We start from the raw sequence: 12183 nt of genomic DNA on the forward strand, positions 1-12183 counted from the left end.
TGCAATTAGCTTTTAAAGCTTACGTCAGTAACTTGCTACTGCCGTTCAGTTTGTAGAGGGGATGGTTAAAAGAGGAGGTTATAAGCGATGATAAAAACAATTAAAATTAGAGGAATTGATCATATTGTACTGAGAACAGCACAGCCTCAGGCTATGATTGACTTTTACTGTCGTATTTTAGGTTGTGTTGTAGAACGAAAGTTAGCGAACTCAGTTGGTCTAACTCAACTACGGGCTGGCAATGCGCTAATTGATATTGTTGATGTGAACAGTGAGTTAGGACGAGTGGGTGGGGGAGAACCAACTGCGACTGAAAGAAATTTGGACCATTTTTGTTTGGTTTTGGAGCCTATATCAAATGAAAAACTAAAGTACTATTTAGGGCAGCACAATATCAGTGAGGGGGATTTTGAAGAGCGTTATGGTGCCGAGGGAATGGGGCCTTCTTTATACATTAAAGATCCCGATGAAAATGTGGTGGAACTGAAATCGGCTTTGTTATAAACCGAGTTGGTCCTGGGTCAATTCCCGTAAATCATCAAAGTCAAGATCGGAAAGACCCATATGCGCTAAAATCATGCCTTTATTTTGTTCCCACTCATGATCTGTTGATTGGCCACCTATGCTGTCATATAGCTTACAGATATGCTCTGCCATCTTTAAAAGACAGATAAGGTCATCTTGATCATTCCCTTTAAAATAAGCAGATTTATCTGCAATGGGTGTTAAGTGGTGATGGTCTCGAATAATTTCGGCTATGTCGTTACTAAGCTGCCAAGCTTTAGCAACATAGTAACCTACGATACAGTGATTGGTATGGAAATGATGATCTTCAAACTCAGTAATACTATCAACAGATTCATCATAAGCTTCGCGACAAATGGTTAGGTAATCAGGAAACTTTTGTAGCATTAAAGGGATGCCACAGTTATGGAATAGGCCGATTATATAAGCTTCATCAACGGCTAATATGTTGAGTTGTCGAGCTAATAAGACCATTGTTAGCGAAACGTCTTTGGCTCCTTGCCAGAAATTTTCGAGTGCACGTGCATCAACTTTATCAAATGAACGTTTTAATAATAGTCCATTGATAATATTAGTGACATAAGGACAGCCAAGTAGCAGCACAGCTTGAGAGATAGAGTTAATTTTATTAGTTCTGGCAAAGGCTGGAGAATTAACTGTTTTAAGTACCATTGATCCAATACCTGGATCAGTGCTAATAACCTCAGCAAATTTATGAATATCATCTCCGACCGCTTTAACCTGCTGTATTAGCTTAGGTTGAGGTGGGATAAAAACACCTGTTAAATCAATAGGCTTTGCTGGGTCCATAGTCTGAGCTGCACAACTTCAGGAAATATTATGTTTAGTTTAGCTAGCAACGGGTAGTCATCAAGTGGAATTCTCTAACTCATAAAGTTAAGGCCTATTGATATAACTGATCAATTTTTATCAACTATTGAAATAAACAGAGTTAAATATTAATTTAGCTTAAAAGTTGGTTTTATGTATAAGAATTTGTCAACTTTTTAGCTAGTTAATATGGACTAAAAATATTTATAATAGTGTTTTAATAAAATGTTTTTGGTAATTAGCTACAAGATAATCTGGACGACCTTAATACTCTTAAGGCTATATTATAAAGGTTAAATATGCTTAAATTACTTTCTTTGTTTGCTTTATTTTTTGAAATGGTGTAAGTGCTGCTAACTGTTAAGCAAGTGGCCAAATCGATTCGAATGATTTTATTTTGACACACTATAGCATTTTTTATTTCTACTTCTGCACCTATGTATGTATCATCTAATATAATACTATTACTGACTTTTACTCCTCTATCTACAATACATTCATGTCCTATTGAGGTTTGACCATAAAGTTTCGCACTTTTATCAACATAGCTGTGATCTCCAATATATGTTTTTCCATTGCTTAAGGAATTTGACTGAATGAGGCTTCTTTTTCCCGTGATTAGATTGAGTGATTGCTCAATACCACTAGCAATGAATGTTTGTGGGTGATTAGCTTCTGTGAGTACAAGCTGGTGATAAGAAGAAAGTGTATGAATAAGATAATTTTTAAGTGGACAGTTGATCTGGACCACATCTATTTTTTCAGGCTTTTTTAATGGCCAGTCAATACAATCTATTGAACAGCTTTTATCATTTACTTTAATTAATCCTAAAGGTTTATTAAGTAAATTAACATAAGCCGTCGATTCCCTTTCATTAGGTAAATTCCAATCATATGTGCCTCTTACTATGTCACCTCTCGCAACATAATAAGGTAACTTAAGAGTTGGAGCGAGTTTTTCTTTAATTTTATTGGGAGTATCGCTGTTTTCACATATTATGTAATGAATAGTTAAGCTCCAACGGAGGCCCTGCTGAAAATAGTCTTTGATGGCTTTCTGACTGCTGCTTATGACCAAAAATACTTCTTTAACTTTATTGAGTTTAAGTTCATCCATGCAATGCTCCAAAACGGGTTTACCAAGTATGGGAAGCATTGCGGGACAATAAAATTCATTAAGGGGACTAAGTTCTTTACCACAGCGGTTCGCGAAGACAATTGCTTGCATAAAGTTCCTCCTTAATAGTTAGTAAGCACCTTGACCACTTATAAGACTTGGTATGGTTTGGAAAATTAACTTAATATCACGCCATAAACTTTGGCGGTGAACATAATCAATATCTAACTCTGCTTGTCGTTTAAATGAAATTTTTGATCTTCCTGCAATAACCCAATCTGAGGTTAAACCTGGAATCGTATCTAATCTTTGTCGCTGTAATAAGCTATATTTTTCTATTTCACTGTATAATGCTGGTCTTGGTCCAACAAGAGACATTTCTCCTTTAAGTACATTCCATAGTTGAGGTATTTCATCAAGGGAGAGTTTCCTAATTAATCTTCCTACGTTTGTTACGCGAGGGTCATTCTTAACTTTAAAGGTAACACCATCTTGCATTTCATTGCTACTTTCTAAGTCTATACGTTGTTTCTCTGCATCTTGATGCATTGATCTGAACTTCCACAGGAGAAATGGGTTACCTCGAAAACCTGCGCGTGTTTGCTTAAAAAAAATGGGGCCAGATGATTCTATTTTAATTGCCGTCATAATTAAAAGACAAAGTGGAAAGAGTACAATTAAGCCAAATGCTGATAATAAAATATCTATGATACGTTTCATTTTTAGAGGTAGTTTATTACGTAGTTGCCAGTAATTACGTAATAATTTAGAACGTATGAGTGATATTAGCTTTTCATAAGCATAAGATAAGCTGTTATGTGAGTGTTGGGGGCTATTCAATATCTTTTTTGCTTGCCATACTCTCCAGATGAATAGTGGATTCCCAAGTATGTAACGTTTCCACATTCTTTTAGGCTCCTGAATCAGTCGCCACACCCACTCAATACCCAGTTTACGCATCCAAAAGGGTGCTCTTGAAACATTTTTCGCATAAAAATCAAATAACCCTCCAACTGCAATGTTTAATGTGGTACTCAGTTTGTGTTGATGTTGGCTAATCCATATTTCCTGTTTGGGGACCCCTAATGCAACTAGAAGTACATCAGCTCCACTATGGTTTATTTGATCAATAATCTTATTCGTTTCCGATGGAGGAAAATAACCATGTTGTGTACCAGCTACTTTTAGTGCAGGGAACTGTAATTTAATCAAAGCTTCAAGTTGGTCAACGGTCCCTGGCTTAGCTCCCAGCAAGTAAATAGACTTATTTTTCTTTGAAAAGAGTGTACAAAGATAAGGGAATAAGTCTGTACCATTTAAGTTTTCTATGAGATGACCTCCAAGAATCTTACAGGCATAACTAACACCACTCCCATCAGGAAGGACTATTGATGCTTTCTGTAATGCCTTTTTGTATTCTGAGTTACTGTAAGCTGTATTTAAACAGTGAGCATTGATAAAGAAAAGATTGCTTGAGCTTCTTTGGTCTAATGTTTTGGTGACTATATCCAAAGCTCTATGTCGGTTTATGTTGGCAAAGGGGATGCCTAACAAAAGACTTTTATTTGAACTAGCTGATGTGGTTGTTTGGTTTGTGAGCATGAGGCTTTCCTTTGATAACGTAGACTATAAAGCTTCTGAATTGCTATAGCTGTTTCAAAGATTAAGCCAACTTGTTTTGTGGGGATTAACTATATGATTTATAATATAGTTTAAGGTTTTTTTTCAGTTGTAAGGTGTTTATATTTCACAGATGAAGTGCTTTATAAAAAATATTTGCATTTTGCAATGCAGCCTGCAATGCAGACTATTTAAGTGTCTCTTTAAAAAGAAATAGAATATACCCTTCACGAATCATTTTTATGTGCGCTATCCATAGCGCTCACCCTAACGGGCCAGCGAAGCTGTTCTAATGTGCTCCCGACACATTAGTAGGGTTTGTTGTCAGCGCTCTTGACCAAGGATGGTGGGAATGCAGTTTATGCAGGAGCATTTAACTGCCCCCCCAGTCACTTAATAATATAACCGCCCAGCAGCGCTGTTATATCAATTAAAGTGGCTATCGCAAGTTTCACAGCAGTAAACTTGCCCAGGGGCTTCATCGCTTGACGGCCGCCCCTAAAAACCCTTCATTTTGGGTGTATCATTAGCTTAAGTCCTGTTGAATTCGTTTTTTCTGCATTATTCCAATCAGCATACTGGCATGATGTTCTATTCGCTTATAAAAAGATGGTAAACACCTCAGAAGATAAGCAGCACAAATAGTAGTGATTGTTCTTGTGGGCTCCTGAAAAATCATCAGTTTATGATTTTTTAAAGCCTGATGTGTCATTTTAACTGCTGTTGAGCCATCCTTTAGTCTAATAGCTTGTCTAGCCAAATACCTTAGTTGAAATGCTCGAGCAGTTTTTTCCCATTGCTGTGAAAATGATGGCGCATACCTTCGCGTTTTTTCAGCGACTTTTTCCCAGGATTCAAGCTGTTTATAGAGCTGAGCTGAAAGACCCTCAGCATTAAGACGGTATAGGGTGAGTGGTTCTGGTATTCCCTCAACTCTCCAGCATGTTGTTAAAGCAATTCGTAAGAAACACTCTATATCTTCTGAGCGACGAAGATTCGGGTCAAAGTAACAGCGTTCTATAGTATTTTCGTGTAGGTGGTCAAATGCTATAGCTTCTAGTGTCTCACGACGAATGACGGGGGAAGAGCCATTACCTACGGGGTTTCTGCAAAAAATATAACCAGCATCAATATTTTTCAATCTAGGCATCTGATAACAGTGATTAGGTTTACCATTGGTATCAATAAATGCAGATCGACTGAATGATAATCCTATGTCTGGATTTTCTGTTAAGTGTTGAACATGTCGAAGTAATTTATCTGGGTGCCAGAGGTCATCTGAGTCTAAAAAGGCAATGAACTTTCCTTGAGCGTTTCTTATGCCTGTATTGCGTGCACCTGCAAGACCTCTGTTTTGTGAATGATGAATGATTTTTATTCTTGGGTCTTTGAAGCGTTTACAAATGTTAATGCTATTATCGGGTGAGCAATCGTTGATGATTAATAATTCAAAATTAGTGTAGGTTTGCTTAAGCACTGATGAAATTGCATCCGATACAAATGCTTCTACGTTATACACAGGCATAACAACAGATAGTGTTGGCTCGGTAGTCGTTGACATGATTATTCCTCCCTTTATATTTTCTGGTCAAACGGCTTTAGTCCTGGGCAAATTAACTGGAAGCTGTAATACACAAAAATACTTGCAAAGAATATCTGTGAGGCTAATACTCCCCAAGCAACATGAAGTAGACTGAAATGAGCAGTACAATAGATAAATAATGTATATATACTTGTAAATAGTGTTTGTGCTTTTGCATCAGTACTCGGTTTATTACAAGCTCTGAGAAACTGCGAACAGCACTCGCTAAAAAGTCTTGGAATTGCAGAAAGACAAAGTATTGATATTAACGGTATTGCTCCTAGCTCTTGCCACTTTTCACCAAAAATAATTGGAACATAAAATGGTGCTAGTAACGCCTGTAATAAAATTAAAGGAGAAAAAGTCAATACAATGCGACGCATACTCGTTAACATTCGTGTAGCTATTGCCTGGAGCTGTCCTTGAAGCTCGCATAAATGTGGGTATATTGCATTACATGCTGCGCGTGATAAGCCTTGGGATAGTCCTAAACCAGCATTAAAAGCAAAATAGTAAATCCCTAGAGCCTCTACTCCTAAAAGTCTACCAATGATAAGGTAATCAATATTGTTGCGTAACGCAGTTAGTAGATCGATCCAAATGAGATGTTTGCCAAAGTGAAAAATTGAACGCCATTGGATCAATGAAAATCTATTTTCAGGCCGCCATGTGTGGTAGTTACGCATTTGCCAAGACCAAATCGGAACAACTAACAGTTTTGGAATGACTAAAGCCCACAATCCATATCCAGCAATGAGCAGTATTAAGGTGAGCAGGGCATCTATAACTGACTGGAGCACTTCTACATGCGCAATGGCACTTAAACGGTTCTCGCGAATTAGAAGAGCTGCTTGAATAGTGCCTAAAGGTAAAAATAAATAACTAATCGATAAAACAATAATGGGTAACATTAAATTACTATTGTCATAAAACCAGGCAATGGGCCAGGAGAGAGAAGCTTGTACAATAGTCAACCCTAAGCAAAGTAGCCAGTTTAGCCAATAACCAGTGTTGCATAAAACAGGTAACTCTTTCTCCTTGGCTTGGATTATTTTTCCGGATATACCGCCATGAGAGAGTACATGGATCATTTCATTAATTGACAACACGAGTGCAACTAAGCCATAAACATCTGGTGCAAGCATTCGTGCGACCATAATGGTACAAATAACTCTTAATAAGCGGCTGCCAAATTGTGCGTATATCATCCAGAGTAAATTTTGATTAAGCCGTTCTTTCAACAGTTTAGCTAAATTATTTCTGATGAATGTAACCATTAACAGGACACCTTTATTGCAGCATGAGTATTTAGGGTTGTGCAATAAATCTGAGCCATTTTTTTGGCAAGTTGAGACCACGAAAAATGTTGTTGAACACGGTTTTGGCCAGACTCTCCCAGTTTAAGTCTAAGTTCTGGGTTGCTTAGTAGCTTCGTGATAGCATTAGCTATTGAGTTCGTATCAGGCGGAATAAGTAAGCCATCTTGCCCATCATTGATGACAGTTTGCATTACCTCAATATTGGCTGCAATTACTGGTTTTGCATAGTGCCATGCCTCTAAATAAATTACTCCTAAGCTTTCCTGGGTAGAAGGGACGCAAAGTAGATCGCAAGCGGCTAATGCAGAACATTTTTCTTTATCGCTTGCGTTAGGAATAAGTAATATTCTGGAGTCATTAATACTGTTGAAAAACTGCTTTGATTTTTCGGTCTGTGGCCCCATAAATATAAATCGTGTTTCAGGATATTCTTGCCAAACCTGTTGTGCAGCTTGAGCAAGCTGCTGGTACCCTTTTGTTTCAACATGGCGACCTAAAAATAATATACTGGGAGCTTGTCCAATATTGTAGCTCTTTTTGAAATGCTCCGGACTTGGGTTATTTGAAAGTAATGGTCCAACAGGGCAAACATGGGTCTTCGTTGGGTGTGCACCTCGTTGAATAAGCCATTCCCGCTCGTAGTGAGTCATTGCAATAATTGCATCAGCCTGACGATATATTTGCAGAAAGCGTGATGATGACCAGCCTTTTCCTTCCTCTGTGTGAGTGTGTGCTAAAGGAGTAAAGACAAAAGGAATGTTATGCTGCTTCGCTACCTTTAAAGCTTGTTCTGCAACACAGGTCATTCCATTGTATATGACATGGATAAGATCTTTACCTGCACTTAACTGAGTTAAAGCTTTATAACTTACTGTGGAGAAAAAAAGGTCATAAATAGGTCGTATCAAGCGCATTTGGGGATGAAATAAGGCAAGTGTTTTTAATAGTGGTCTACGCCACGAGGTTGGGGCCACTTGATGAACAGGTATTTGCTGGTCATGGAATATTTTGGTTTTAGCTGTTGCACAGGCTTGCTCATTTGGGAGAGAACTGCAACTGTTGTGATTTAGCACAGTGATTTCTGCATATGAAGAAAGATAATGCGCAAGTTCGCGGGTATGTAGTTCAGAGCCACCTACAGCAGGCCAGTAACGAGGGATGCAAATCAGTGTTTTCAATTTATTCATGACTATACCTTGTTTTGAGGCTCGGCTGTTGATGGGTATGAGGAGGAGCTAAGTTTTAACTGCTGTGTAGTACAATGAGCTTGACCCATACTCAAAAGTGCAGGCCAAATTAAATAAGCAAGAATTTCTAAGTTTTCCCCAAAGGTATAGAGCATTAAAATCGCTGATGAGGCAAAACCTGTTTGAATATATGGATGTTTAAGAGCTTGCCAACCCAATGATAATAGAGAGAAAACAAGAGGAATGGCTAGAGCAAAAAAACCAACAATACCTTTAACAAAAAGTAAACCATACCAGCTGTGGTGACTGCCAATCGGCATATACTCAACCAAGTGCGGACCTCGCTCGACGATACCGTGTCCCCAAATGGGTGCCTCACTTTGCCAACGTTGTACGGCAATATTTGCAAGTGTTGCCCTAACACGGGTAGAGTCAGCTCTTGCTCCTTTAAATGATTCCCAGAAGTTTACAATAAACTCAATAATTTTTGATCCTGATAGGGCAAATATAAGTGAGAAAACAGCGCCAAAAATAGTACAATAAATACTAAACGCTATTCGAAGAAAAATAGGAAGAAGTGCAATACAAACTAAAGTAACGGCAGCCAAGCGTGATTGTGACATTAGAATCATGAGAATGCTGGCACTAATTCCAATTATTCTCCACTGCTTACTTTTTTCTTGAAGTGCAAACAAAAAGAAAATATTAGCAACAAATCCTAAAGCGGGAGCCCAAGGCGTAAATAAACGCCAGCGGGGTAAACCACTACCGGGGTCAATTTCATAGAGTGAAACCGCAAAAAACTCAGGGCCGGGACCTCCAATTATTTTGAGTGGTGAAACATAAGGTGTATCTGGAAGACCAACTATCCATGAAACAATAAACACTGGGCATAACAGGAGTGTGTGTAAACATACCTTCATAGCGGCACGGTAAATCAGTTCAGGGCGAATAGGCAGCATACCTGCAAGAATAAATAAGGCGAGTAAAGCCCATCCTTTTGCCCATCCGATAGAGGACTTAATAAGTTTTCCAGTACCCAGTTGCCAATCAAGATGGCCTACTATAAGTGCTACTAGCATAGTGAGCATGCCAATAACCCATAATAAAATTCCAACAGGCATTGATGAATTATTTTGAGGTAATAACCATTGGTGCACAAATAAAAAAAATAATAGCCAAGCAATCACTGGGCCGCTGATGTAAAGTGCACCAATAAAATAAAGAGGATAGGTTGCGGTTAATGCGAACCAGACGATTCGTTCAGCAGTATTTTCTGGAGTAATCGCTTGCGTATCCATAGCGTTAATAATCCACAAATAATAAATAGTGTTGCTGCTATTCCACCAACTAATGCCAGTTTAATGTGTAATTTATCTGGGCTCTCAGGTAGGGTCGGGGCGGCTAAAATTTGTATTAAAGGGTATGAGGCGAATCGGTCTACTTTCCCGATATCTTGTTTAGCCAGTGCAGTGGAAAAAACAGTAGTTGCAACTTGCTGTTTGCGTGATAACTCCTCAAGTTTTATTGCATCTGCAGCGCCATTTTCTATTCTCTTTTTTAATCCTTTAATATTGATTTGAAGTTGAGATAGCTGTTTGCTTACACCAGCAGCTTCGGCCATGAATTGTGCGAGTTTTTCCAGTAGAATGGCTTTAATTTTACCACTGCCTAACTCAATTAATTCGTTTGTAGTAAGATTTTGATTTTTAGTGAGTTGTTTTCCTCGTAGAGCGATTGCCTGGTTAATTGAGCGAAGTGTTGCCTGCAACTGATTTAGTTTTGGATGACTACTTCCCCAGGTAGCACTAGTGACATCAATTTGTACTTTTAACTCAGCTTGGCGACTTAATTGAGCCTGAAATAATGAGTCATTTCGAAGCGTGATGGCATAGCTCACTTCCTCTGGTTTAAGCCTAACACTTGTCAGTAAATGTTGTATTTGCCCCTGAAGAAAGCGTTCTCTTGCTTTAAGTTTTTGTTCGGTAGATACATCGTATTCCATTTGTGTAACCAGCTGTTCGAACTGACCGACTGAAATGATACTGTTACGACTTTGGAAATTAAGTTTCTCTAATTGGGTTTGTTGTAGTTTATTCCCAAAATCTTCTATTGATGACAAGCTAGACTTTGTTATACGGGCTACTTCATCGTTTCGTAATATTTCCAGTTGATTTTGAAGCGCTTGATAAATAGCAAGTGACTTATCACGGGCTTGTTCCGGTGTGTCACCTTTTATTTTAAACTGCATTAAGGACGTTTGATCTATTAGTTTAATACGTGGCTTTCCGAACGACTTTACAGAAATATCTAACATAGCTGCTGCTTTCGACAGCACGGTATGACTTGTCACAATTTCGCGGTAATTAACTAAAGGATCAATAGAGGTGTTAGTAAAAGGAGAAGCAATGTTTGCTGTAGCTTGTCCAAGGCTATCAAGGTTAACAGCATGACCACTGCCTGCTCCGGGCATAATTAGCGTCCATTCGCTGGTAAACTTTGGAGAAGAGAATGCCAAGAACAATGAAATTGGTAACCAAACTAATGACAAGCTTAACAATAAAATTGAAGTATAAAGTGCAAGTCGTTTTTTAGGTGAGAGACTGGACCCAAAGACAATGGCTCTATAAATAAACCCGTGCTGGCTAGTTGATTCTTGATGAACCTGCCTTGCGTTGTCTGTAGTTAATTTAATGGCAGGTTGATTCATAGTTTAAATAATGAAACTGGAATTAAAATATCTAAGATGGTACGGCCAATATCACGAAAATTAGTGATAGTGGAGTCATAGCAAACAATATTATCGTTTGGCATTAAGTATGGGTTCACATCCAGTCGCTCTGGGCTTTGTAATAAGCCCTCAATTTTTCGTTCAATTGTTACAGGTTGCTGGGTTGAAGAGGATTGAGTAACTAAAATTGCATATCGGTTACTGTTGGTTGCGCCTGTGCCACCTGCACAGTTACCTGAAACGGCAGCGTGTAATAACCTGGAACCATAAGGGAGACTGGTGGAGTCTTTAGAAATGGCTGAGTTAGCATTACTGGCAGCAGGTACTGAAAGATTGGAAATATAGACTCGAATACCCGGTGGTGTAATTGCTGATGGTTGCATCAGTGCTTGTTGTGGAGCATCTGCATCAGGAACAAAAAGCTGGTCCCCATTCATTAAAGGTACTTGAGTAACCGGGTACCCAATTACTAAGCCAGAAAGGTCAATATGATAAGTTGTTTGTCCACGTGTCAGTGTTATACGTTTAATGTCGGCATTAGGTCTAACACCACCTGCGGCCCGTAATGCATTTGGCAACATACGATTATTGGGTAAATTACCACTCAACTGGGGTTGGGCTTGATTTGCTTCTTCTGTAGAGCGTTGATTTATAATGTGCTGACCAGGTTGAAAGACGGCTCCTGAAACAGAAATAGTTATGGGTGCCCATTGAACAAGCGTTAGAGAAACTTGGGCCATTCCTTGACGGAAGAATTTTTTTGCCTCAAGTGCTTGGTTAACACTCACTTCAAGTTCAGAAAGTGTATGTCCAGCAGCTTTGATAAGTGGTAAGTAAGGAAACTTAATGTGTCCATCAATGCCTACTTCATAAATACCATTAAGCAACTTATCTTCGCTACTTAACTCTCTGAGCTGTAAGTCGCTCAGTGAAAATAATCGGATACGATCACCAGGTGAAAGGGGGGGGCGAGAAGGCGGTGGTGATGAGCTGACAGTCGTATGCGCTATTAAATGAGTGGTTGGGTCGATGTTTGAATAATACGCTGAAGGAGCAACATAATGAGTGCTTGATAAATCACTTTCTTTCAGCTTGGCATACCAATGTTGTTCATAATTATGCGTTGTCAGTGTTGGTGTAGTACACCCTGTAATAAGTATGGATATGAACAGCAAATTAAGAATGTTAGTGGTAAATAGCTTGGCCTGCGTAGAGGTCATTGCTTTACTCCTTAAGATTCTTGCATCCATAATAATTACGAGTGTATTAGC

At 38.7% G+C, this 12183-nt stretch carries 10 protein-coding genes; 1 reads left to right on the plus strand and 9 read right to left on the minus strand.

Annotated elements, in window-relative coordinates:
* Positions 1-87 precede the first annotated feature (87 nt).
* On the plus strand, positions 88-504 hold the full coding sequence (locus KHS79_RS16170) for a VOC family protein (RefSeq protein ID WP_212720314.1): 417 nt from the start codon (positions 88-90) through the stop codon (positions 502-504).
* Here the strand turns inward: KHS79_RS16170 and KHS79_RS16175 are convergent.
* From KHS79_RS16175 to KHS79_RS16215, 9 genes are all read right to left on the minus strand, one after another.
* Positions 499-1335, minus strand: coding sequence for an HDOD domain-containing protein (locus KHS79_RS16175; RefSeq protein ID WP_212720316.1), 837 nt, complete (start codon positions 1333-1335; stop codon positions 499-501). The two genes, KHS79_RS16170 and KHS79_RS16175, sit on opposite strands and share 6 nt — an antisense overlap.
* Before the next feature lie 259 nt (positions 1336-1594).
* The gene (locus tag KHS79_RS16180) at positions 1595-2584 is read right to left on the minus strand and encodes a nucleotidyltransferase family protein (protein ID WP_212720318.1); all 990 of its coding nucleotides are present in this window, start codon (positions 2582-2584) and stop codon (positions 1595-1597) included.
* 18 nt (positions 2585-2602) lie between these two features.
* On the minus strand, positions 2603-4075 hold the full coding sequence (locus tag KHS79_RS16185) for a WecB/TagA/CpsF family glycosyltransferase (protein WP_212720320.1): 1473 nt from the start codon (positions 4073-4075) through the stop codon (positions 2603-2605).
* A gap of 544 nt (positions 4076-4619) precedes the next feature.
* On the minus strand, positions 4620-5654 hold the full coding sequence (locus KHS79_RS16190) for a glycosyltransferase family 2 protein (RefSeq protein ID WP_212720322.1): 1035 nt from the start codon (positions 5652-5654) through the stop codon (positions 4620-4622).
* Positions 5655-5668: 14 nt separating this feature from the next.
* Positions 5669-6952, minus strand: a complete 1284-nt coding sequence (locus tag KHS79_RS16195) for a lipopolysaccharide biosynthesis protein (RefSeq protein ID WP_212720324.1) — start codon at positions 6950-6952, stop codon at positions 5669-5671.
* The gene (locus KHS79_RS16200) at positions 6952-8181 is read right to left on the minus strand and encodes a glycosyltransferase family 4 protein (protein ID WP_212720326.1); all 1230 of its coding nucleotides are present in this window, start codon (positions 8179-8181) and stop codon (positions 6952-6954) included. The genes KHS79_RS16195 and KHS79_RS16200 overlap by 1 nt, the downstream gene beginning before the upstream one ends.
* Before the next feature lie 2 nt (positions 8182-8183).
* Positions 8184-9482, minus strand: a complete 1299-nt coding sequence (locus tag KHS79_RS16205; protein ID WP_212720328.1) for an O-antigen ligase domain-containing protein — start codon at positions 9480-9482, stop codon at positions 8184-8186.
* Entirely contained in the window at positions 9422-10891 is a 1470-nt protein-coding gene (locus KHS79_RS16210; RefSeq protein WP_212720330.1) for a GumC family protein, read from the minus strand. The genes KHS79_RS16205 and KHS79_RS16210 overlap by 61 nt, the downstream gene beginning before the upstream one ends.
* Positions 10888-12132 (minus strand): polysaccharide biosynthesis/export family protein, encoded by a 1245-nt coding sequence (locus KHS79_RS16215; protein ID WP_212720332.1) that lies wholly within the window; start codon positions 12130-12132, stop codon positions 10888-10890. The genes KHS79_RS16210 and KHS79_RS16215 overlap by 4 nt, the downstream gene beginning before the upstream one ends.
* Positions 12133-12183 lie beyond the last annotated feature (51 nt).

The organism is Zooshikella ganghwensis (assembly GCF_018263875.1).
In the GTDB taxonomy this organism is placed as follows: Bacteria; Pseudomonadota; Gammaproteobacteria; order Pseudomonadales; family Zooshikellaceae; genus Zooshikella; species Zooshikella ganghwensis.